The 24805-nt window shown below is 47.8% G+C and carries 18 protein-coding genes; 9 read left to right on the top strand and 9 right to left on the bottom strand.

Annotated features, from left to right (window positions below; translation table 11 throughout):
* Positions 1-13: 13 nt before the first annotated feature.
* The 4 genes from hemA to C805_RS12975 form a co-directional block, all read right to left on the bottom strand.
* Complete coding sequence (gene hemA / locus C805_RS12990; protein ID WP_016214321.1) at positions 14-1240, bottom strand: glutamyl-tRNA reductase; 1227 nt, start codon at positions 1238-1240, stop codon at positions 14-16.
* A 351-nt stretch (positions 1241-1591) separates the two neighbouring features.
* Entirely contained in the window at positions 1592-2641 is a 1050-nt protein-coding gene (locus tag C805_RS12985; RefSeq protein ID WP_016214320.1) for a YeiH family protein, read from the bottom strand.
* Positions 2642-2660: 19 nt separating this feature from the next.
* The gene (locus tag C805_RS12980) at positions 2661-3611 is read right to left on the bottom strand and encodes a 4Fe-4S dicluster domain-containing protein (RefSeq protein ID WP_016214319.1); all 951 of its coding nucleotides are present in this window, start codon (positions 3609-3611) and stop codon (positions 2661-2663) included.
* A 119-nt stretch (positions 3612-3730) separates the two neighbouring features.
* Positions 3731-5353, bottom strand: a complete 1623-nt coding sequence (locus C805_RS12975) for an FAD-dependent oxidoreductase (protein ID WP_016214318.1) — start codon at positions 5351-5353, stop codon at positions 3731-3733.
* A gap of 228 nt (positions 5354-5581) precedes the next feature.
* On the opposite strand from C805_RS12975, the gene C805_RS12970 reads away from it, so the two are divergent.
* Entirely contained in the window at positions 5582-6472 is an 891-nt protein-coding gene (locus tag C805_RS12970; protein ID WP_016214317.1) for a LysR family transcriptional regulator, read from the top strand.
* Positions 6473-6597: 125 nt separating this feature from the next.
* Positions 6598-8136 carry a nitrite/sulfite reductase gene (locus C805_RS12965; RefSeq protein ID WP_016214316.1) on the top strand — a complete coding sequence of 513 codons (1539 nt, stop codon included), beginning with the start codon at positions 6598-6600 and terminating at the stop codon, positions 8134-8136.
* Positions 8137-8352: 216 nt separating this feature from the next.
* On the opposite strand, the gene C805_RS12960 is transcribed toward C805_RS12965, so the two are convergent.
* Together C805_RS12960 and C805_RS12955 are read right to left on the bottom strand one after the other, a co-directional pair.
* The gene (locus C805_RS12960; protein WP_016214315.1) at positions 8353-8796 is read right to left on the bottom strand and encodes a hypothetical protein; all 444 of its coding nucleotides are present in this window, start codon (positions 8794-8796) and stop codon (positions 8353-8355) included.
* Positions 8797-8844: 48 nt separating this feature from the next.
* Positions 8845-10524, bottom strand: a complete 1680-nt coding sequence (locus C805_RS12955; RefSeq protein ID WP_016214314.1) for a putative bifunctional diguanylate cyclase/phosphodiesterase — start codon at positions 10522-10524, stop codon at positions 8845-8847.
* A gap of 192 nt (positions 10525-10716) precedes the next feature.
* Between C805_RS12955 and garR the strand changes: the two genes are divergently transcribed.
* The 4 genes from garR (at position 10717) to C805_RS12935 (ending at position 14963) form a co-directional block, all read left to right on the top strand.
* Complete coding sequence (garR, locus tag C805_RS12950) at positions 10717-11610, top strand: 2-hydroxy-3-oxopropionate reductase (RefSeq protein WP_016214313.1); 894 nt, start codon at positions 10717-10719, stop codon at positions 11608-11610.
* A gap of 14 nt (positions 11611-11624) precedes the next feature.
* A complete protein-coding gene (locus tag C805_RS12945; protein WP_016214312.1) occupies positions 11625-13049 on the top strand; it encodes a four-carbon acid sugar kinase family protein in 1425 nt (474 codons plus the stop codon).
* Positions 13050-13154: 105 nt separating this feature from the next.
* A complete protein-coding gene (locus C805_RS12940; RefSeq protein WP_016214311.1) occupies positions 13155-13844 on the top strand; it encodes a cyclase family protein in 690 nt (229 codons plus the stop codon).
* Between the two features lie 207 nt (positions 13845-14051).
* Positions 14052-14963 carry a DUF7973 family transport facilitator gene (locus C805_RS12935; protein WP_016214310.1) on the top strand — a complete coding sequence of 304 codons (912 nt, stop codon included), beginning with the start codon at positions 14052-14054 and terminating at the stop codon, positions 14961-14963.
* Positions 14964-15088: 125 nt separating this feature from the next.
* Here the strand turns inward: C805_RS12935 and C805_RS12930 are convergent, their stop codons facing one another.
* Positions 15089-15799: a GntR family transcriptional regulator gene (locus C805_RS12930; RefSeq protein ID WP_016214309.1), complete on the bottom strand. Its 711-nt coding sequence runs from the start codon at positions 15797-15799 to the stop codon at positions 15089-15091.
* A gap of 177 nt (positions 15800-15976) precedes the next feature.
* Between C805_RS12930 and C805_RS12925 the strand changes: the two genes are divergently transcribed.
* The 3 genes from C805_RS12925 (at position 15977) to C805_RS12915 (ending at position 18708) form a co-directional block, all read left to right on the top strand.
* Positions 15977-16483: a DUF6512 family protein gene (locus C805_RS12925; protein ID WP_016214308.1), complete on the top strand. Its 507-nt coding sequence runs from the start codon at positions 15977-15979 to the stop codon at positions 16481-16483.
* A 268-nt stretch (positions 16484-16751) separates the two neighbouring features.
* A complete protein-coding gene (locus C805_RS12920; protein WP_016214307.1) occupies positions 16752-17150 on the top strand; it encodes a Fur family transcriptional regulator in 399 nt (132 codons plus the stop codon).
* 88 nt (positions 17151-17238) lie between these two features.
* On the top strand, positions 17239-18708 hold the full coding sequence (locus C805_RS12915; RefSeq protein WP_016214306.1) for a methyl-accepting chemotaxis protein: 1470 nt from the start codon (positions 17239-17241) through the stop codon (positions 18706-18708).
* Between the two features lie 47 nt (positions 18709-18755).
* Here C805_RS12915 and C805_RS12910 read toward each other — a convergent pair whose 3' ends face one another.
* The gene (locus C805_RS12910) at positions 18756-20246 is read right to left on the bottom strand and encodes a glutamate synthase subunit beta (protein WP_016214305.1); all 1491 of its coding nucleotides are present in this window, start codon (positions 20244-20246) and stop codon (positions 18756-18758) included.
* Positions 20247-20261: 15 nt separating this feature from the next.
* Positions 20262-24803 carry a glutamate synthase large subunit gene (gene gltB / locus C805_RS12905; RefSeq protein ID WP_016214304.1) on the bottom strand — a complete coding sequence of 1514 codons (4542 nt, stop codon included), beginning with the start codon at positions 24801-24803 and terminating at the stop codon, positions 20262-20264.
* Positions 24804-24805 lie beyond the last annotated feature (2 nt).

Here is a 24805-nt window from a genome sequence, read left to right as displayed (position 1 = left end):
TTCTCCCATTCTTTTAAATCTGAAAAAGCTGTCCCACCAGCTTTTTATATTCTTCCTGCTTTTCTTCGGAATCCAGTTTTTTCAACTCCCGAATCGGCTCCCGCAGAAGCCGCTGCAGCGAAGCATTCAATACTTTTTTCAGAAGTTTCTGCTCTCTTGGAGTAAGCTCCATTTTCCGGTTCAGGTAATCGTAACCGTCCGTCACAATTTCACTGCACCGCTGCTGCAGAGATTCTATGGTAGCGTCCATGCGGCTCTGGAAAAACCAGTCCACCGTCTCCTGCAGCCTGCTCTCTGCCAGTTTTCCGCTTTCTTTTAGCAGGTGCTCCCGCTCTTTCTGATTCCGGTCTGCAATTTCCTGCAAAGTATCCAGATTGATTAACGTCACCTGAGGCTCCTCCCCAAAGGATGTGTCAATATCCCTGGGAGCGGCCAGATCCAGAAACGCCAGCGGCCCGGTGGGAGAAAAATCTTCTCTCCGCACAATCAGATGAGGAGAAGATGTGGCGCTGACCACAATTTCGCACTGTCCGATGGCCTGACGCCATGATTCATAGGGAATCACCTCAAGCAGGGGAAATTCCTCCCGGAGTTTTTTCGCATGAGAATAAGTCCTGCTGCAGGCAGTAACCTGGATTCCCTGATATTCGTATATGTATTTCAGAGCAAGTGAAGCTGTTTTCCCGCTGCCGATGACCAGAATCCTTTTTCCGTCAATACCGTAATCCTCCTGCAGCTTCCGTACGCCGATATAGCTGACAGACAGGGGCTTTTCGCTGACTTTCCATTCTGTTTTAATCTGCTTTGCACAGGTAATGGCGTCCCGCACCACTTTATTCAGTTCTTTTCCGCTGTAACCCATGGTTCTGGAATAGTCCAGGGCATCCTTCACCTGTCCCAGAATCTGGTCTTCTCCCAGCACAAGCGACTCCATGCCTGCGGCAATCCGAAACAGATAGCCCATGGCTTCCTTCCCGGACAGCCTGAGCAGATATTCCTTCAATTCCACATCCGGAAACATCCCTTCATAAATTTCCTGCATCTGTCTTTGCTGCTGTTCTGTTTCATACAGATAATAGACCTCGCTCCTGTTACAGGTGGAAAGCACCATACACTGTTCCACTCCCGCCTTTTCCCCTTTCTGGAAAAATTCCAGCTTCATGGCATCTGTAAACGAGGTCCTGTCCCGCACATCAAGCCGGGCATTCCTGTAATTTATCCCCAAAAAACCAAACTGCATGGTTTTCTTCATCTCCTTGTTGCATTCATTTTCTTCTATTCGCACGAACGTGCATAATTGTTTTTTCTCTTACAGGAAAACGTATTTTCCTGTAAGAGAACAAAGCGGACAGGTCCGCAGGGGTTCCCTGAATCCCTCACTCATGAGGGACCTGGACACTTTGCGCGCCGAGTGCGGTCGCTTTAGCGACATCTTCTATTCGCACGAGTGTGCATAATTTTTTTATCTTACAGGAAAATGTATTTTCCTGTAAGATAAAAAAGGGGCTGCACATCCGGCAGCCCCGCTTATGCCTTATCAGCATAACATATTTTTCGTTATATAGGAAGATAAATTATTCCCCTGGTACCTTTATCCGATATATCCCGCAAAAATAAATGCAAAGATATAGGAGGATGCAGCCACACATGCCCAGGTAACTCCACCCAGTGCAATAGGCTTAAGACCCTTGGAAAATACATCTTTGAACTTAATCTTAAATCCTACCCCCGCCAGTGCAGAAGCAAACAGGAATTTGCTTACCACTTTCAGCAGATCGCTTCCCACATCGCTGAATACGCCATAAGTATTCAGTCCTGCCATTACCACGAACCAGAGAATGAACATGGGGAATGTTTTCTTTACTACTGCCAGAATACTGTCGTTGCTTCCTGCTTCGCCGTTCTTTTTCGCATCTCTTGCCATCAGAACAGTCCAGACAATAGCCACAAAAATCAGCATGGTGGTACGCACCAGTTTTACATTCAAAGCGCCGCTGAATTCCGGATTGGCAATCATGGCCTGATAAGTAGCCTGAGCGCCGGCCACAGAAGAGGTATCATTGATAGCTGTTCCTGCCACGAATGCAAACTGATTCTCTGTAAATCCAATTGCCGGTGCAATATACGGATAGGAGAACGCTGAAATCGTATCAAACAGGAAAATCGCTGCCATACCAAATGCAATTTCCGCGTCTGTTGCCTTGATAATACGGCTTAATGTGGCAATTGCGGTTCCGCCGCAGATACAGGTTCCGCCGCCTACCAGAACAGAAGTATTCTTTGTAACTCCGATTTTCTTACCTATCAGCATTGCAACTGCAAAGGACAGGCAGATGTTGAACAGGATTAAAGGCAGCGCCCTTACACCGGTTCCCATAATGTCAGCAAAGCTCAGTGTTCCACCGGTCATGATAATACCCCAGTTCAGGAACTGCTTGCTGCAGTAAGTGGTTCCCTCTTTGAAATCCTTATCCACAGAAGGGATAATATTACAGATAATCATGGAAACTAATAATGCAACCATTGGTCCGCCCATGACCACGCGCCCGAATACGGAAGACTGTAAATCTGTAGATTTCGTCGCCAGATATCCAATCACCAGGCACAATGCAATGGCGCCATATTTTTTCTTTGAACCCATCTCTCTAACTCCTCCCAAATTAACAGGTTGCTCCTCCTACCAGATGAAGCTGTGCATCCAGTATTTCCTGTTTTCTTTCTAAAATATCATTTGCCAGAAGCTGTTTTTCCACTTCTTCAAATCCGATTCTTGCAATCGTATCTGCAAAACGCTCTCCGGTCTTGCCCTGTTCACGGAAGAACAGAATCGCTTTTTCCACTGTATCCAGAAGTTCTTCTTCTGTGGTGAAAATTTTGGATAAAGGCTGTCCGTGAGCAACTTTCTTGCCCCATCTTCCGCCTATGTAAATCTTATATCCCGGTGTTCCGTCTTCGATTACATCAAACGGGCACTGTTCAATACAGCGTCCGCAGTTGTTGCAGCTGTCTTTATCAATGGCAAGTTCGCCGTCTTCCAGCTTTGCAGCATTCATAGGACAGGCAGTTTCCACCTGACATTTCTTGCAGCCATTGCAGAGGTCTTCGTCCACGTTTGGAATTAACTGGCCTATAATACCCAAATCATTCAGGTCAGGCTTTACACAGTTGTTGGGGCAGCCGCCTGTGGCAATTTTAAATTTATGCGGCAGTTTAACAGTGTGATAGCCTTTGTAGAAACGCTCATGAATTTTCTGAGATAAATCAAAGGTATCATACAGTCCGTACTGGCAGGTGGTTCCTTTACAGGATACTACCGGGCGTACCAGAGAGCCGGTACCGCCGGTCTCAAGGCCTGCCTTTGCAATATACTCACGGAACGGCTCAATATTGTCAAAATGAATTCCACGAACCTCAACGGTAAGACGTGTGGTGAATTCCACATCGCCGTTTCCAAACTTCTCCGCTGCTTCTGCGATCACTTTCGTCTGTTCTGCTGTGATTTTACCATTCACGGTAATCACGCGGCCATTAAATAAATCTGTTCCTTTGTTGTTCAGAAATCCGAGCCCTTTTACTCTTTTGATTTCTTCCGGTTTAATTGTGCATCCCATGTCTCTCAATCTCCTTTTCATATTTTTTATGCTTCAGATAACCGAAAACCCATTAAATATTCAGAAATCCAGATACAATTTTCTGAAATTACAGGTGCCTGAGTTTACAGCTGTCTGTTTTATACTTCCACATCGCTGAATGTAATACCGCCTTCCAGTACCCGTGTATTCTTATAGCCATAGAATTTCAGGCGGTTCTGGAGCAGATAAGCTCTCTTTCCTTTATTACATACCAACAGTATCTTTTCTTCCGGATCCAGACCGTCCACAGGTCCTTCCACCGTGGTCAGTTCCACATAAGGCGCTCCTTCAATGGAAGGCGCAAGGCATGCGTCTACTACTTTATAGCCCTCTGCTGCTCCTGCTGCATACTCTGCCGGGGTAAATGTCTCAAATTTACCATTGATTTTGTTCATCAGAACATTCAGTGTATGCTCAAATGGATGGATTGCTGTGGAAAACGGCGGTGCATAAGCCAGATCCATATCTGCCAGGTCGGTAAGGGTTCCTTTCAGCATGATGCCTGTCACTGCGATATCCACTACTTTATCTACTGCTCCTGCGCCGATTACCTGCACGCCCAGAAGTTTCAGGGAATCCCTGTCTGCAATCATTTTAATCACAAAGGTGCCTGCTCCGGGGAAATAATGAGCTTTGTCATCCACAACGGTAATGACGCTGACCGGATGGAATCCTTCTGCTTCAGCCTGTGCTTCTGTCAGTCCGGTTCTTCCCACATTCATTCCTGGCAGCTTACATACGGCTGTTCCCAGCACACCCCGGTATCCAAGATTTGCACCCATAATGTTCTGAGCAATCAGACGTCCGCTGATGTTGGCTGTAGATCCCATAGGAGACCATGCAGCTTTTCCGGTGAGCGCGTTGTGCACCATTGCACAGTCTCCTGCCGCATAGATATCAGGAAGGTTTGTCTCCCCGTTCTCATTTGTCATAATGGTTCCTTTGAACATTTCCAGTCCGATTCCATCCAGAAATGCTGTGTTTGGCCGGATTCCAGCACTGAGTACCACCAGATCCGCCTTATATGCTTTCTTACTGGTAATTACCTTTTCAACTTTTCCGTCTCCCTCAATTCCGGTTACTGCCACTCCCGTCACCACCGGAATTCCGCTTTCCTGGAGCTTGCCTTCCACATATTCCGCCATCTCAGCGTCAAATCCGGGAAGTGCATGTTCTGCCATATCCAGTACGAAAGGACGAACTCCCTGCAGTTTTAAGTTTTCTGCAATTTCCAGACCAATGTAGCCTGCTCCTACCACTACGGCACGTTTTATGTTTCCTGCGTCCACCACGTCACGAATGCGGATGGCATCTTCCGGAGTCCTTACAAAGAACACATTCTCCAGATCGCAGCCTTCAATGGGAGGTTTCACAGGGCTTGCTCCAACGGAAATAATCAGTTTGTCGTAATCATGAATCTGTTCCTCTCCGGTCTTCAGATCCTTTGCCACAACTTTCTTCCCTTCCGGATCAACCTTCACTGCTTCCGTCTCTGTCAGGACGGTAACGCCTGTCAGTTTGGAATACTTCTCCGGTGTATTCACAATCAACTGCTCCCGTTCCTCAATTACATGGCCCACATAATAGGGAAGCCCGCAGCCCGCATAGGAAATATTCGCCCCTTTGTTGAGAACAACCACTTCATTTCCACGGTCTTCCCGCATCAGTTTTGCAGCCACTTTGGTTCCGGCAGCAACGCCTCCAAGAACTAATACTTTCATTTCATACCTCCTTAATCTATTGAAAATCGACAAAATTTTCTATATTTTTATGATAGCACTTGTTAAATTCCGCGTAAAATAGTAAAATTCAAACAGTACCATAGGCATTATCCTATAGACATATTATCTTCATCGCTATTTATATGATCACATGGGACAACACATGACAGGATATTTTACTCGACAGTTATAATCGGAGGAATAAAAAAGAAAAACGGAGGAGTCACCATGGCTACTTTAAAACAACTGAAAACCTTTATTGCGGTGGTAGAATATAAAAAGATGAGTGAAGCTGCCAGACGCCTGTACATTTCCCAGCCCACTGTAAGCCAGATTATTTCGGATCTGGAAAACGAATATCAGACCAGACTGTTCGAACGGTTCCCCAGGGAGCTGAAAATCACCCCGGCAGGCATGCTTCTGTTAGACAGCGCCAGAGAAATTATTGCAAGCCACGAACATCTGGAACAGTCCATGAAACATGCCAATTCCCTGCGCACACTGCGGGTGGGCGCCACCCTCACCATCGGCAATACCATGATGGGCACACTGGTGGAAGAACTGAACCGCCAGCATCCTGACATTGACGTAACCGTCTTTGTGGACAATACCAAAATCATCGAACACCGGATGATTAATAATGAACTGGACATTGCCCTGGTGGAGGGAATCATTGTCCGGCAGGAAATTATGACAGAGCCTGTGATTGAAGATTCTCTGTGTGTAATCTGCGGAAACAGGCATCCCTTTGCGGGCAGAAATTCCATAACCATTGAAGACCTGCGGCATCAGAATTTCATCATGCGGGAAAAAGGCAGCGGCACCCGCGCCATTTTTGAAAATATCATGCTGACCCATCACATTCCCTTTGTAACCAGGTGGGAATGCAGCAGCCGCTGCGGCATTGTGGATGCGGTACGCCATAATCTGGGCCTCGGCGTCCTGTCCCGGCGCTGTATTTCAGAATATGTGGAAAACGGCGATATTCGCTGCCTGCTTCTGGAAAATGTATCCATGAAGCGATACTTTTATCTCTGTCATAACCAGTGCAGACCTGTTACTTCTCAGATGCAGGATTTCATTCATCTTGTAGAATCCCTGCCCCAGGAGCAGGTATGACCTCCTCAGTTTCGGCAAAACATGTAAAAATTTTCTGTTTCATCTTTCCGGTTAAATTCTGCAGATATGGGAACACTGTTTCCATATCTGTATTATTGTCATCCTATATATCACAGGAGGTCATTATGCCCAAAGATTATGTTGAAGAATTCCGGGAAGATTTAAAGGAATTCCGCGAAATGACAGAAAAATTTTACCGAAAAGACATAAATATCGCCCAATACAAGCGATTTTCCGGAGGTTTCGGAAGTTATGCCCAGAGAGGCGGCGCCTCCAGTATGCTTCGTCTGCGTCTGACCGGCGGGGAAATCCAAAAAGACCAGCTTCTGTTTATCGCAGAAAGCATCGAAAAATATAAAATTTCACTGGTACATTTTTCCACCTGCCAGAGTCTCCAGTTTCACAATCTCTCAGAAGCACAGGTCTGCGCCCTGATAGAAGAATCTTTTGATCAGGGCATTATCACCAGGGGCGGAGGGGGCGACTATCCCAGAAACGTCATGTGTTCACCTCTTTCCGGCGTACAGAAAGGGGAATATTTTGATGTTCTCCCCTATGCAAAGGCCGCTTCTGACTATCTGCTGGGATTTATCCACACGGTAAAACTTCCCCGAAAATTAAAAGTATGCTTTTCCAGTTCTCAGGAAAACATCACCCATGCCACCTTCCGGGACCTGGGCTTTGTAGCCACAGAGCGGAATACTTTTGATGTATACAGCGCCGGAGGGCTGGGCCGGGAACCCCGTATGGGGGCTCTGGTGGCTTCTGATGTGAAGCCTTCTGAAATTCTTTACTGTATCAAAGCAATGGTGGATACCTTTGTCACTTACGGAAACTATGAGAACCGGGGAAAATCCCGCACCCGCTTTATGCAGGATACTCTGGGATGCGAAGGTTATATTCAGGCATTTCAGGAGAAACTGTCTCAGGCATATTCCAAAGAACGTCTGGATATTCATCCTCCTGTTCCTGCATACACCAAACAGGGAGATGGTCACAGGCCCCGGCATCCCCGCATGATTCCCCAGAAACAGGAGGGGCTCTACGCCCTGCATTACCATCCTCCGGGCGGCAGCCCGGACCCTGAGTTTTTCCGCAGTCTGTACAACGCCATCCTTCCCATGGAGGACGTGGTGCTGCGGATTTCTCCGGATCAGAGTCTTTACATTCTCAACCTGACCGGCTCCGAAGGAGAAAAACTGCTGTCCCTGACCAGAGACAGCGCAGAAACTTTATTCGAGACTTCTGTGTCCTGTATCGGCGCCTCCATCTGCCAGATTGGCGCCAGAGATTCCCAGGCTCTGCTGGCCGCCTGCCTGAAACGTGTCCGGCAGGAACATTTCCCCGACGGGGTACTGCCCAAAATCCATATTTCCGGCTGCCCCTCCTCCTGCTCCGGCCACCAGATTGCTTCCCTGGGCTTTCGCGGCGGCGTCAGACAGACCCCGGATGGACCGCGCCCGGCCTTTGCAATATACGAAATGGGCTGTCCATTCCAGGGCCAGGAAACATTCGCCGCAGAACTTGGCCTGATGCTGGAATCTGAAATTCCTGAATTTCTTGTGGAACTGGGAACAGAAATTGCCTCCCGCAGCATGACTTATCATCAGTTTGTAACAGAACATCACGAGGATTTTCTGGAAATTGTAAAAAAATATCTGTAACCCTGGTCTGACAGAATATTTTATAAAAAGAATGCTGCTTTGCAGGATTCTCCGCCTGCGGCGGGTCGCTTTGCGACATACTTCAGATTCGCCGCAGTGCAATAAGAGCTTTATTCTTCTACAGGAAAACACTTTCACGCATTAGCGTGACAAGGTTTTTCCTGTAGAAGAATAAAAAAGGAAGCCCGGTTCCTCATTTATGAAGGACCTGGCTTCTTACACAATACAATATTCACTCAAATCGGCCACAGCCTTACCTGTAGCAAACCCATTGTGCTGCAGGGGAGTATTACATATGATATCCGGGTCTCCGGTGGCGAACAGCGCCATTATCTCCTCCTGGCTGTGCTGCTCCCATTCTTCCCCAGTTGAAAAGACTTTCCCACAGTAACAGACAAAACCAAATATATTTTTCGGCTCATATTCAAAATAGGGCGCCCAATGGTGTTTATGGGTATTTTTCACAGTGATTTTTCCTGTTGCACCTTTAACCTTTAACTGGTATGTCTTTGTTTTTTTCCCGGCCAGATCCAGAGTAACTTTTGTCTTATTCAGTTTCGGGGCTGATTTCGCCCCGGCCTCATCCTGCACAGGTACCACCAGTACAAAAACCACAGCAATAATCGTGATAAATGTCACGAATTTTTTCATGATTTTCATAAATGATACCTCAATTTCTGATATATATGAATATGAGCTTTATGAAATTCAGGCATTACTGAAACTCCTAATATTCTGCTCATAAAACTTCTGCCGGTCCACCGGCTTTCCGTAATAAAAACCCTGAATATAATCGGGACTCAGCATACGCAGCTTTGTCAGTTCTTCTTCTGTCTCAATCCCCTCAAAGCAGACTCCCATCCCTATACTGTGGGCCATGTCCACAATATGCCCGATCAGCTTATAGTCAAAATCACTGGAGACCGCCTTAGAGGTAAAGCTCCGGTCCAGTTTCAGCAGATTCACCCGGAGATTCTTCAGATAAGCAAGGGAAGAATAACCCGTCCCAAAATCATCCAGCGCAATCTTGACCTGATTCTCATTCAGCACATCCAGCAGCCGCTGCACCGAATCATCATAGGAAATCATCCCGCTTTCGGTAAATTCAAACAGTACCGTTCCCGGATTGATGCCCAGCTCCCGAATTGCCGCCATAATTCCGCTTACCACATCCGACTTGCAGATCTGAATAAAAGAAAGATTGATATTGATGCGGAAATTCGGTATCATTTCCTGCCACTCCATCCCCTGACGCATGGCAGTCTGATACACCCACTCTCCCACCGGAATAATCAGGCCGCTCTCCTCCAGAATGGGAATGAAAATTCCCGGGGAAAGCATTCCGTATTCTCCACAGGAAAACCGAAGCAATGCCTCCGCACCCACAATCTGTTCTGTCTTCACGGAAATAATGGGCTGATAAAACACTTCAAATCCTTCGAACCCGTGATTCACCGCATAACGGAGCTTCTCCTGAATATCCAGACTCTTCATATAAGCCTTATAATCTTCCTCCCGGAAAATATAAGAACAGTTCTTGCCGTTTTTCTTGGCCATGCCCAGCGCAAATTCAGAATAATTGCTCAAATCCTCAAAATCCAGCTCTTCACTGGAAAATCCCACCACGCCGGAAGAAATGGTATAAAAGTTCCGGTATCCCTGCTCCCTGCGCTGTTCTTCAATCAGAATCCGGACCTGGTGATATTTCTTCCGGGCCTCCTGCACGTCATCTTCCATAAGCAGTACCAGAAATTCGTCTCCGTTTACTTTATAGCAGCGTTCTGTTCCGCTGACCTGCTCCATACACTGGGCAATCATTTTCAGAACACCGTCTCCCACCTCTATCCCATAGCGCTCATTCACTTCCTTAAAATTATCCACGCCGATGCGAAGCAGCGTTCCCCGTCTTCCTTTCTTCCTGATTTTCTTATAATCCAGCTGAAACTGACGTTCCGCAAACAGTCCCGTCACATCATCTGCCTTGCGCTTGCTTCCGATTTCCGTAATTCTTCCCACCAGCATCCGGCTCATTTCCCTGGTATCCTGAATTACCACACCGCGGCAGCTGATCCAGACCAGGCGCCCCTCCCGGTCCATCCATCGGTATTCCATATCATGTTCCGTCCCGCCCATATATTTCAGACGGTCCAGATCTTCCGATAAAGCCGGAAAATCCTCCGGATAAATTACCTGCTCCAACACTTTTCCTGCATTGGAAAAATGTGCGGAAGGCAAATCAAACTTTTCCAGCGCACGTTGGGAAATACTGTACTCATCTTCGTCCAGATCCAGCAAAAACAGATAGTCATCGGTACATCTGCCAAATACTTCCATAATATACTCAAATTCTTCTTTTCCCGCAAGATTAAACGACGCTTTTTTCTCCATAACTTTGCTCCACATCTTTTCTCACTTCTATCCTGTGTTTCATAAATACTTACCTTAATTGTACCACTTTTTATAAGTTTTTCAATAAAATCAAAAAAAAATTTCGTTTTTTCTGTACAAAATGCAAAAAACTCTTGACCGATATACCGGTATATCGTATAATGAGCCTATAAAATAAAAAAGGAGGAAGTTATGAGTAAAGTTGGTTTTATCGGTCTGGGCATTATGGGAAAACCCATGGCCCTGAACCTGTTAAAAGAAAAGGTTGACCTGCTGGTATACGACCTGAACAAAGAGGCTGTGGAAGAAGTGACAGCAGCCGGTGCATCTGCCGGTACTTATGGGGAAATCGCCGCCCAGTGCAGCATTATTTTCCTGATCCTTCCCAATGGAGACATTTCCAAAGAAGTTCTGTTCGGAAAAAGCGGACTGGCCTCTGCCATGACCAGCGGAACCATTGTCTGTGATATGAGTTCCGTCACTCCTGTAGAATCCCAGGAATGCTATCACGAGCTGGCCAAAATCGGGGTGGGTTTTGTGGACGCCCCCGTATCCGGCGGCGAACCCGGCGCCATCAACGGAACACTGGCTTTTATGGCAGGAGGCGACCAGAAAGACTTTGACGCTCTGATGCCCTGTTTCAATATCATGGGTTCTTCGGCAGTGCTGATTGGCGGCAGCGGCAGCGGTTCTGTCACAAAGCTGGCCAACCAGATTATTGTCAACAACACCATTGCCATTGTATCCGAGGCCTTTGTCCTGGCCACAAAAGCCGGCGCGGATCCCTTAAATGTATATCACGCCATTCGGGGCGGACTGGCCGGAAGCGCTGTGCTGGATGCCAAAATCCCCATGATTGTGGAACGGAATTTCGTACCCGGAGGCAAAATATCCATCAATCACAAGGACATCAAAAATGTGGTGAACACCGCTCATTCCCTGGACGTACCCATCCCCTACTCCGCTCAGCTGTATGAAATCCTGCAGACCCTGAAAATCCACGGACATATGAACGATGACCATGGCGGAATCGTACAGTATTTTGAAGGACTGGCTGACGTTCAGGTGAAAAAAACAGAAGAATAGAAAGGAGGTTTCCCATGTCATTGCATGCAGATGTACTGGATTCTTACGCTCCCCTGGACGAATCCCTGGCAGACACACTCCTGGAGCAGGAGATTTCCCAAAACAACAGAAAAATTGTGGTACTGGACGACGACCCCACCGGCGTACAGACCGTCCACGACATTTCCGTATATACCAGCTGGACAAAAGACAGCATTGCCCAGGGATTTGCGGAGGAAAACAAGCTGTTTTACATACTGACAAATTCCAGAGGATTTACAGCATCCCAGACAGAACAGGTGCATAAGGAAATTGCAGCCGCTGTAGATGAAGTTTCCAGAGAAACCGGAAAAGAATACATTTTTATCAGCCGAAGCGACTCCACACTCCGGGGCCATTATCCGCTGGAAACCACAATACTGAAAGAGGCATTCGAAAAGAACACCGGAAAACCTGTGGACGGCGAGATTCTCTGCCCGTTCTTCAAAGAAGGAGGACGTTTCACCATTGACGACGTCCATTATGTGAAAGACGGTGACAGGCTGGTTCCTGCAGCGGAAACAGAATTTGCCAGAGACAAAACCTTTGGCTACACTGCTTCTGACCTGAAAGAATATGTGGAAGAAAAAACAAAAGGCGCTTACCGGAAAGAAACGGTAACTGCCATCTCCCTGAAAGACCTGCGGGAAATGCGCCTCGACCTCATCGAACAGCAGCTCATGGAAGTCACAGGTTTTAACAAAATCATTGTAAACGCCATTGACTATGCTGACATAAAAGTATTCTGTATCGCTCTGTACCGGGCCATGGCCAAAGGCAAAACCTTCCTGTTCCGCACCGCTGCCGCTATTGTCAGAGTCATGGGCGGCGTATCTGAGCAGCCCCTGCTCACCAAAAAGCAAATGGTGGTAAAGGAAACAGACAACGGAGGTATTATCGTTGTGGGCTCCCATACGGAAAAAACCACCCGTCAGCTGGAAATGCTCAGGGAAAATTCCCACATTGCATTTGTGGAACTGGACGCAACACTGGTCAGAGACGAAGAGGCTTTTAACAAAGAGGTGGCCCGCTGCCTTGCTCTGGAAGAAGAATATCTGAAAGCCGGAACCACAGTCTGCGTTTATACCACAAGAGCACTGATTACCGCTGACACCGGAGACAGGGAAGACGACCTGCGGCTGTCTGTAAAAATCTCGGACGCTGTACAGTCCCTGGTGGGAAATTTATCCGCAGTCCCCGCCTTTGTCATCGCAAAAGGAGGCATTACCTCTTCTGATATAGGCACAAAAGCCCTTGCTGTCCAAAAAGCCAGTGTACTGGGCCAGATTAAACCCGGCATTCCTGTATGGCAGACCGGGGCGGAAAGCAAATTTCCGCTGACACCTTACGTTATTTTCCCTGGAAATGTGGGAGAAATTTCCACACTGAAAGAAGCTGCTGAAATTTTAATGCAAAAATAAGGCACTGCCTGCCAAAGACAAGACTTCCGTTTTCCGCAGGCTGCCCCCCCCCCTTTAAAATTTCAGGAACCATATGAACTGTATCATATATAAGGAGGATTTATTATGTTTCTTTTTTTATCACACCCGCTGGACCCGGAAGGATATGCATGGCCGGGAGAACCTGTTGTCAAAGTAAAGCAGTGCACTGATGTGTCAGAAGACTGCCCGTTCTGCAGTTTCACTTCAGAACTGCCCAACCACTGCGGCACCCACATGGATGCACCCCGCCATTTCGTAAAAGACGGGCTGAACATCAATGAACTGCCCATAGAGTATTTCTGCCATACGAAAGTAGCCCTGCTGGAAATCCCCAAAGGTCCTGCCGAGGGCATCCACAAATCAGACCTGGAGCCTTTTGCTGACACACTTTCTGAAGTTTCCTTTGCTCTGATCCGTACCGGAATGGAACAGTATCGAGATACCAGCCAGAACCTTTACCAGAACGAAGGCGCTTACATCGCACCGGATGCAGGTGATTACCTGACAGAGGAATTCCCCAACCTGAAAGGTGTGGGCATGGACTTCCTTGCCATCGGCTCTGCTTCCTCCAAATGCCCGGAAGGCGAACTTCCCCCGGACTGCCACCGCCATATGCTTGGGTATTATACCGGAAAATTTGTCACCGGTGTGGAAGACATGCATTTATCAGAAATTCCAAAAGGCGCAAAAATCACAAGATTCTTCAATGCACCTCTCAGAATCAAAGGACTGGATTCCAGCCAGGTGGTATGCATTGCTGAAATCGAAGATTAAATCCAAAACAGAAGAGCACCCTTTCGTAAACTCCATTTTGACGAATATCATTTACAAAAAGGTGCCTTGCATGAAAATCAGAGCTGCAGCTTCTGATTTCGCCGTAAAGTATAACGCAAACAGACCATAAAATCAATAGTTTCTTTTATGTATATACAGGTATATACCTGACCATATTACTATCCATTACAGGAGGTGCCATTACTTATGATAAACATATTATGTCTTATTGCTGCCTTCGGCGGCGGCGTTTTTGCCGCTTCCATCGGCGGATTAGCATCTTTCGTCCTCACCGGCGTTTTTGCCATCGCAGGTTCCGTGGCCAGCATGTGCGGCGCAGGCGACGCATCCAATATTCTGCTGAACTATGTTGCCTTCGGTCCTTTTTTTGGTCCGTACGTTGCCTTTGCCGGAGGTGTTGCCGCTTCTGCTTTTGCAAAAAAGAAGGGCCTCACAGAAAACGGAGCCGATACCATTACGCCGCTGTCCGGATTAAATGAGCCTGGTGTACTGCTGGTGGGCGGTGTTTTCGGTGTCATCGGTTTTCTGTTCAAAGAACTGGTGGCGGGAAACCTCTTTGCCGGAACCATTTCTCCCCGTCTGGTTACCGATACCCCCGGACTTACCGTATTCTTCTCTGCCATCCTGGTCCGTCTCCTGTTCGGCGGCAAACTGAGAACAGGAACGGAACTCATCAGCAAAGGAAAAGCCTTTTCCACCACTCTGCTGATCAGCATGTCTTACAGCCTTGTGGTGGGCGGCGTCTATGTGGGCGCTGTTTACGCAGGAGTACCCGTCGAAGGATTTGGCGGCTGCTATCCCCAGCTGATTTTCGGCATGGCCGCCTTTGGCCTGGCATTCGCTGCCATGGGACATAACTTTTTTGGCTGCCATCATATCGTAATCATTGCCGCTGCCGCTGTGGTGCAGTCCTACGGAGCAACAGAAAATCTCTATATTGCTCTTGCAGTCAGCATCCTGTTCGGCACTCTGTCCGGACTCCTTGCCGATATCACCGGCAATATGGTCAACAGCGGAACCGACTCCCATATTGACCCGCCGGCAACTGCCATTTTAATTATGACATTCCTGATTAATGCCTGCTTTCCCATAGGATAAGAGCAGACGTGTTTCTCAAAACAACCTGATTTCTTCTTTTGTCAGAAGGAGCCCTTTCCACTGCCTGGGAAGGGCTCCTGCCTTATGTATCTGATATTATTTCATTCCATCCGGTTACCTTACATTTAAAAAGAAACCTCAGCCCTGCCGGATAAATGCTGTTCTGACTGTTCTTCCTTTTGTTCCAGGAACTGCAGATTGATATTCTGGGCAATTGTCAGATGCCGCTCAATCAGCCACTCCAGCCTGTCCAGATCCCCCTCTTTTATGGTTTCCAGTATGGTCCTGTGCTCGGTAATGGTATCCTCCATTCGGCCTTCTCTGGAAAAAGAAGTTACGTTCAGCCAGAAAATCCGGTACATAAAACTGCGGTAAATTTCAAGCATGGACTCATTTCCCAGATACTGAACCACACTTCGATGAAATTCATAGTCCTTTCTTCCAAATTCCTCACCGGACCCGGTGGAATGAAAAATTTCTTTCTGACTGACCACTTTACTGTTCATTTTCAGAAAATATTCCTGTCCTCTGGACGTGTCCAGATGCAGAGACAGCTGTTTGAAACAATAGGACTCAATGGCATTCCTGATCTGATAGGTCTCATGGATGTCTTCTTTTGTCATACTGTGCAGAATAAATCCTTTGCTGGGCAGCATATCCAGGTAACGTTCCTGTTCCAGTCGCAGCACTGCATCACGAAAAGGAGTTCTGGAAACTCCGGCTTTCTGAGCCATTTGATTTAACGAATAAATTTTTCCGGCCTCCAGCTCCCCGTCTTTTATCATTTCAATCAGATAATCATATGCCTGCCCCTGAAGTGACTGCGATTCTTTCATAACGTATTCTCCCATGCCCGTAGATTTTATTTCTGTTCTTATTATGAACAAAAACTCTGCCTTCGTCAAGTAAGGAAATTCACTTTATCAGGTGTATCCGGCGGCACAAAGCCTCCTCAGATGAAATACGCATAAAATCCGGCTGTCCACATATACTGACTCTGAGGTGAATGCATAATGAAACAATTAAAATGCTGGTTCCTGGCCGGCACCTTTTTTGTTCTGATCATCGGAACCCTTTCCCACTTTCTGTATGAATGGACCGGACGAAATTCTCTGGCGGGTCTGTTTACCCCTGTAAATGAATCGGTCTGGGAGCATCTGAAACTGTTGTTTTTCCCCATGCTGTTCTTTTCCGCCATCATGATTCTGAGTCTGAGAAAAACTTATCCCTGTATTGCTTCCTCTCTTTCTTTTGGAATTCTGGCAGGAACACTGTTTATCCCGGCCTTTTTCTACAGCTACACCTTCATTCTGGGTAAAAATGTATTTGTTCTGGACCTCCTCTCTTTTCTGCTGGGTGTTATCCTTGGGTTTTTCAGCGCTTATAAATTCACCCAAAACTGCAGACTCAGCCCCTGCCGCCTCCTTCTGTACTGTGCTGTACTGGTTCTGCTGCTGTGTTTTATGGTGTTTACTTATGATCCTCCCAATATGGGAATATTTGCTGTGTACCATCCGTAAATCCCCAAACTGCTATTTTGCTATTGACAAATCCTGGAAAACTATTAAAATTAGAATTGGAATAATTCTAATTTTAATAGTTTATTTTATCTTATAGTCAGGAAAGACCTTGTTACGCTAACGCGTGAAAGTATTCTCCTGTAAGACAAAAAACAATTTTATTCAGGAAACATACATGCTCCGGCAAAAAAGAAGCATTTCATAAGCCAGCATGTTTAAAACGCAGAATTTCGCTCTGCGAAATTCTTTTTCTTTCAGTGAGGAGCTTATGACAAAAAACGCTGCGTATATTTTAGAAATAATTAACAGTTCTGAATGCCATTTAACAGCAGAACAGATTTATCTTCGTTTAAAAGATAAAAACCGGACGGTAGCACAGGCTACCGTCTACAATAATTTATCTGCTCTGTACAGACAGGGGCTGATTCGGAAAATTTCCATTGAAGGATACCCGGACCGCTATGACAGAATCCTCCGTCATGACCATTTACTGTGCAGAAAATGCGGAAAATTATCAGATGTTGTGCTGAAAGACCTGACGGAACTGCTGAAAAAACAGGTGGATGTAACTATGCTCTCCTACGATTTGAAAATAAATTACATTTGTGATGAATGTCTGAAAAAAGAACAGGACAGCAAAGACAACCAGACACCCTGTACATTATAACTGTGTATGAAAAAACAGGGTGAAGGAATCTGCCGATTTTTCACTGACTGTCTGTTTATGCCGTAAAGGGCACAGAATGGAGGAAATTATGAAATCAGGAAAAAAGTCTCTGTATGCTGCTATTGCATCTGTCTCCCGCCTTATTGATATGCCCTATGAGCCTGCAAACGGAGAACTCAACCATATCCATCAGAGACTGGTAAACGGAAGAAAAGAATTTGAACAGGCTGTGACAAAAACCATGGATGCAGTGATACAGATGAGTTCCATGGATTTAACTCTGGAATCAAACGTTGAAGCCCTGGAACAGATCAACACTTCCATCTCATCTTCTTCGGGCGCCATCAGCCAGTCAGCGGAACTGACTGCCGGAATTGCCACAGAAGTATCAAAGGCCCACGATAATCTGACTTCCACGATTATCGAGGTCTCTGACGAATCCGGCAAAATAATGGAAGGTATCCGAAACTGTGAAAGTGAACTTACTTCCATAACTGAATTATCCGCCTCTGCCACCACCACAGCCACCGGAATGAAAGCGGATATTCACGGGCTTCTCGATATTATTCAGAACATGAATGAAGCTATTGCAGCCATCAGCTCTATTTCTGCCCAGACCAATCTTCTGGCCTTAAACGCTTCCATAGAAGCCGCCCGCGCCGGAGAAGCCGGCAGAGGTTTTGCCGTTGTGGCTGATGAAATACGGAAACTTGCAGATGAGACCAAATCGCTGACCGGACGCATGGGCGTATTCGTAAATGATATTCAGATTGCCTCCCGCAAAAGTTCCGACAGTGTGGATACCACCGTAGCTGAACTGAAGCATATCAACGATTCTATCCGGAATGTCTGGGAAATCACCGGAAAGAACCGGGCCGGCATGGACAGCATCGCCGATTCCGTTTCTGCTCTGGCCGCTGTCAGTGAAGAAATCAGCAGCTCCATGAACGAACTGGATAATCAGATGCAGCATGTAAATGAACAGTGTCAGAGCCTGCAGGACGACACCGGTTCTCTTACCGGCGCCAGCCAGTCCATCGCAGAACTTGTAGAACCCTCCAAAACAATTGAAAAGCAGCTGGATGAATCTACAAAAATCATGGGAAATATGGCAAAAGATGCCTTTTACATGCTGGACAACCAGATTATCCTGAACTGCCTGAACAATGCAGTCAAAGCCCATCAGGACTGGCTGAAAACACTGGAGAGTATCGCCTGTACCGGAAAACTCAGAATCCTGCAGACAGACTGCACCAAATGCGGCCTTGGTCATTTTTATTATGCATTCAGGCCGGTAAACCCGGCCGTCACCGGGCTCTGGAACGGACTCGACCAGAAACACAAAACATTTCATTCTTACGGAACAGAAATGATTTCCGCTGTCCGCTCCGGCCGCACCGAAGAACTGCAGAACATTTACGAGAAGGCAGAACTCTGTTCTTCAGACCTGATTTCCGATTTCCAGGCCCTGTCCCGGACCATCGAATCACTGTCTGAGCAGCAGGTTCGGATTTTTGAAGCATATTCTTCCATGTCCGATGATATGCCTGAAAACTGAATTTCATTCCCGCAGGAACACTCAGGTCCCTGCGGGATAAATTTTTTCTATGTTCCGAGATTGGTATATCCCATCAGGCTCTCGTCTACTGCTCTGGCAGCTTCCCGGCCTTCCCGGATAGCCCATACTACCAGAGACTGTCCACGATGCATATCCCCGGCGGTAAACACGTGTTTTACACTGGTTTCATACGTTTCTTTGAGCGTTTCCACGTTTGTCCTCTGATTTAAAGCAACCCCAAAGGCGTCTGCCACATATTTTTCCGTTCCCAGGAATCCTGCCGCAATCAGTACCAGATCCGCATCCAGTTTCATCTCGGAGCCCGGCACCTCTGTCATCACCATCTGCCCTGTTTTCTCGTCTTTTTTACGCTCCAGCTTCACTGTGGTCAGGCCGCAGAGCTTCCCGCTTTTATCTTTTAAAAATTCTTTCACTGTGGTCTGATAAATACGGGGATCCTGGCCGAACAGAGCAATGGCTTCTTCCTGACCGTAATCTGTCTTACAGACTTTCGGCCACTGGGGCCAGGGATTATTCCAGGCCCTCTGCTCCGGCGCCTTTGGCATCATTTCAAGCTGTATCACAGAAACTGCTCCATGACGGATGGACGTACCCACACAGTCATTTCCCGTATCCCCGCCGCCGATAATCACAACTTTCCTGCCTTTGGCGGAAATGTACCGGTTGTCTTTCAAATCGGAATCCAGAAGGCTTTTTGTGGTTGATGTCAGGAAATCCACCGCAAAAAAGATACCTTTGGCGTCCCGGCCGGGCACTTTGATATCACGGGGAGTTCTGGCGCCGCAGGCCAGAATCACCCGGTCGTACTCCTTCAGCAGTTTTGCCGCCTTAACGTCCTTTCCCACATTGACCCCGGTAACAAATTCAATCCCTTCTTCTTCCATAATGCGGATTTTCCGGTCAATCACATGCTTTTCCAGCTTCATGTTGGGAATTCCGTACATCAGAAGGCCTCCCACACGGTCATCCCGTTCGTATACGGTAACCTGATGGCCCCGTTTGTTGAGCTGGTCAGCCGCCGCAAGGCCTGCCGGGCCGGAGCCCACAATGGCCACTTTCTTGCCTGTGCGCACCTTCGGCGGTTTTGCTCCGGCAAATCCCTGCTCGTATGCATTTTCAGTGATTCCATATTCATTTTCCTTCACCGTCACGGGGTCACCGTAATGACCGCAGGTACAGGCCGCTTCACAGAGAGCCGGACATACTCTGGACGTAAATTCCGGAAAATTATTGGTTTTCACCAGACGGTTATAAGCCTGCTCCCAGTTACCCGTATAGACCAGATCATTCCATTCCGGTACCAGATTGTGCAGAGGGCAGCCGGACGTCATTCCCATCAGCTCCATGCCGGACTGACAGAAGGGTACGCCGCAGGCCATACACCGGGCGCCCTGCCGCTGCTGTTCTTCTCTGGTCAGAGGCGTGTGAAACTCCAGAAAGTTCCCGGTACGCTCTTTGGGTGAAGCCGCCTTTGCTGTCTGTCTTTCATATTCCATAAATCCTGTTGGTTTTCCCATCTTCCGCGTCCCTCCTTATTGTTTCATATTGGCGTAAAATGCCTCAATCTGTGCCTGTTCCGAACTTAAGCCCTTTTCTTCCATCTGTACAATGGACATCATCATCCGGTTATAGTCATATGGAATGATTTTTTTGAATCCGGGCAGATAACTGCTGAAATTGTCCAGAATTTCTTTTCCTTTCCGGGAATTGGTCAGGGCCACATGTTCCTTTATCATATCTTTCAGTTCCATCACGTCATATTTGGACGTAAGTTCCTCAGAAAATACCATTTCTTTGTTGATTCTGGTATACAGATCATTTTCTTCATCCAGCACATAGGCAATGCCGCCGCTCATGCCTGCCGCAAAGTTTTTCCCGGTTTTTCCAAGAACAACTACCCGGCCGCCGGTCATGTATTCACAGCCGTGGTCTCCCACGCCTTCCACCACTGCAATGGCCCCTGAATTGCGGACACAGAACCGTTCTCCTGCCACACCGTTGATAAAGGCCTTGCCGCTGGTGGCTCCGTAAAGAGCCACGTTTCCGATAATAATATTTTCATCCTGCCTGAATTTCACTCCGGTGGGCGGATATACCACCAGCTTGCCGCCGGACAGCCCTTTTCCGAAATAGTCATTGCTGTCGCCCACCAGTTCCAGCGTCAGGCCTTTGGGAATAAAGGCTCCAAAGCTCTGTCCGCCTGCCCCGGAACATTTCACCAGGAAGGTGTCTTCCTCCAGGGTATCATCAAACCGTCTGGTAATTTCCGAACCGAAAATGGTACCGAAAGAACGGTCCGTATTGCTGACCTCCAGATCTATACTGCGCTTCTGGCCGCTTTCCAGTGCGGATTTCAGCTGTTTCATCAGCACTTTTTCGTCTTTGGTCTTTTCCAGTTCAAAATCATAGACCTGTTTCGGATCAAAAATAACCTTCGATTTTGGCCCGGCAAAGGGATTATTCAGAATACGGGATAAATCCAGCTCTTTTTCCCGTCCAGTCAGATCCTCCCGCATTTTCAGCAAATCGCTTCTGCCCACCAGCTCGTCCAGGGTGCGGATCCCCAGTTTTGCCATGTATTCCCGCAGTTCCTCTGCTATAAACCGCATGAAATTAACCACATATTCCGGCCTGCCTGAAAAACGTTTCCGTAATTTTGGATTCTGAGTGGCTATTCCTGCCGGACAGGTATCCAGATTGCAGACCCGCATCATCACACAGCCCATGGTTACCAGAGGCGCTGTGGCAAAGCCGAATTCTTCTGCACCCAGCATGGCCGCTATGGCCACATCCCGGCCTGTCATCAGCTTTCCGTCTGTCTCAATCCGCACCTTGTTGCGCAGACCGTTCAAAATCAGAGTCTGATGGGTCTCGGAAAGCCCCAGCTCCCAGGGAAGCCCTGCATTGTGAATGGAACTGCCGGGAGCCGCCCCGGTTCCTCCGTCGTAGCCGGAAATCAGCACCACCTGGGCTCCTGCTTTGGCAACGCCTGCCGCCACGGTTCCCACACCTGCTTCCGAAACTAATTTCACAGAAATCCTGGCATCTTTGTTGGAGTTTTTCAAATCGTAAATCAGCTGCTCCAGATCCTCAATGGAGTAAATATCGTGATGAGGCGGCGGGGAAATCAGCGATACTCCCGGTGTGGACAGCCTGGTCCGTGCAATCCAGGGATAAACCTTCTGTCCCGGCAGATGGCCGCCCTCTCCCGGTTTTGCCCCCTGTGCCATTTTAATCTGAATTTCTTTTGCGCTGACCAGGTAGCGGCTGGTGACGCCAAACCGTCCGGAAGCCACCTGTTTGATGGCGGAACAGCGGTTTTTTCCGTCAGAACCTGTCACCAGACGTTCCGGACTCTCTCCGCCCTCACCGCTGTTGGATTTTCCATGCAGGCGGTTCATGGCGATTGCCAGTGTCTCATGGGCTTCCTGAGAAATGGAACCGTAGGACATGGCTCCTGTCTTAAACCGCGTCACAATGGAATCCACACTTTCCACTTCCTCTAACGGTATTTCTTTTTTCGGATAATGAAAATCCAGCATTCCCCGGATATTGGCTTTCTTTTCCTCTCTGTCCGCCGCTTCCGTGTACTGTTTGAACATCTGGTAATCCCCCCGCTTTGTGGATTCCTGCAGCAGATGAATCGTCAGAGGATTATACAGATGGCTGTCTGCGCCGCTTCGCATTTTATGGCGGCCCCGGCTTTCCAGCGTCAGGTCTGTTTCCAGCCCCAGAGGGTCATAGGCACTGGAATGAAGGGCGTCCACATCCTGCTCAATATCTTTTAACGTAATGCCGCCGATCCGGCTTACCGTATTGGTAAAATATTTTTCAATCACATCGGAGCTGATGCCGATTGCCTCAAAAATTTTGGCTCCCTGATAGGACTGAATGGTGGAAATTCCCATTTTTGCTGCAATCTTTACAATCCCGTGGATAATGGCATGGTTGTAATCTGCAATGGCCGCATAGTAATCCTTGTCCAGCATGTGGTCGTCAATCAGCTGCTTTACCGTATCCTGTGCCAGATATGGGTTGATGGCACAGGCTCCATATCCCAGCAGTGTGGCAAAGTGATGTACCTCCCTTGGTTCCCCGGACTCCAGAATCATTGCCAGCGCAGTACGCTTTTTCGTCTTAATCAGATGCTGCTGCAGTGCAGACACCGCCAGCAGAGAAGGAATGGGCACATGATTCTCGTCTACCCCGCGGTCTGACAGTATCAGAATATTGGCTCCGTCCCGGTAAGCCCGGTCTGCTTCCACAAAGAGCCGGTCAATGGCTTTTTCCAGACTGGTATTCTTGTAATAAATAATGGGTATTTCCACTACTTTGAAGCCTTCCACCTTCATGGCCTTAATTTTCATCAGGTCCGTATTGGTGAGAATGGGATTGTCAACTTTCAGCACCTGGCAGTTGATGGGTTTTTCCTCCAGCAGGTTCCCGTCTTCCCCGATATATACGGTGGTACTGGTCACCACCTCTTCCCGGATAGAATCAATGGGCGGATTGGTCACCTGGGCAAATTTCTGTTTGAAATAATTGAACAGCGGCTGGTGATCCCCCGCCAGCGCTGCCAGGGGGGTATCAATTCCCATGGCCGCTGTGCCTTCCACGCCGTTTCTGGCCATGGGAAGAATGGCTTCTTTCAGAGATTCATAGGTATAACCAAAGGTTTTCTGCATCTGCTGGCGTTCTTTTTTCTCATATTCCGGCACACGCTGATTGGGAATTTTCAAATCCTCCAGACTGATTAAATTCCGGTCCAGCCATTCTCCGTAGGGCCGCCGGCCCGCATATTTTTCCTTTAATTCATCATCGTCAATAACTCTGCCCTGTACCGTGTCCACCAGAAGCATTTTTCCCGGACGGAGACGTTCCTTTGCCACAATTCTGGTGGGATCCATATCCAGCACTCCCACTTCCGAGGAAAGAATCAGGTTGTCATCCTCGGTAATATAATACCGGGAGGGCCGCAGTCCGTTCCGGTCCAGTACCGCGCCCATAAGATCTCCGTCGCTGAATACAATAGACGCCGGGCCGTCCCAGGGCTCCATCATGGTGGCATAATACTGGTAGAAATCTTTTTTCTTCTGGCTCATAAGTCCGTTGTTGGCCCAGGGCTCCGGAATAGTAATCATTACCGCCAGCGGCAGCTCCATACCGCTCATTACCAGAAATTCCAGGGTGTTGTCCAGCATGGCAGAGTCGGAGCCTTCCGCATTGACCACCGGAAGCACCTTCTGCAGTTCCCCTTTTAAATATTCGGACTCCATGGTTTCCTCTCTGGCCAGCATTTTGTCGGCATTTCCCCGGATGGTGTTGATTTCCCCGTTATGCACAATCAGACGGTTGGGATGGGCCCGCTCCCAGCTGGGATTGGTGTTGGTGGAAAACCTGGAATGCACCGTGGCAATGGCCGATTCATAATCTCTGTCCTGCAAATCTGCAAAAAACAGCCGAAGCTGCTCCACCAGAAACATGCCTTTGTATACAATGGTACGGCTGGACAGGGATACCACATAGGTGTCGTCGCTGGACTGCTCGAAAACACGTCTTGCCACATAAAGCCTCCGGTCAAAATCCAGTCCCCGCTCCACCCCTTTGGGCCGCTTTACAAACCCCTGCATGATATAAGGCATACAGTCTACGGCTTTCTGGCCAAGCTGTCCAGGAGCAATGGGTACGTTCCGCCAGCCCAGAAATTCCATGCCTTCTTTTTTTACAATGACTTCAAACATTTTTCTGGCCTGGTTCCGTTTCAGTTCATCCTGGGAAAAGAAGAACATGCCGATTCCGTAATCCCGCTCTTCTCCCAGCGTAATTCCCGCTTCCTGGGCGGCCTTTTTGAAAAATTTATGAGAAATCTGCAGCAGAATTCCCACACCGTCTCCGGTTTTTCCTTCTGCGTCTTTTCCGGCTCTGTGTTTTAAATTTTCCACAATTTTCAATGCATTTTCCACAGTCCGGTGGCTTTTTATTCCTTTGATATTAACTACCGCGCCAATTCCGCAGTTGTCATGTTCAAGCGCCGGGTCATACATGCCCATGGCTGTTCTTTTTGTTTCCTGCATTC

This window comes from Eubacterium sp. 14-2 (assembly GCF_000403845.2).
Classification (GTDB): domain Bacteria; phylum Bacillota; class Clostridia; order Lachnospirales; family Lachnospiraceae; genus Petralouisia.
This window is presented reverse-complemented; position numbering and strand designations above follow the sequence as displayed.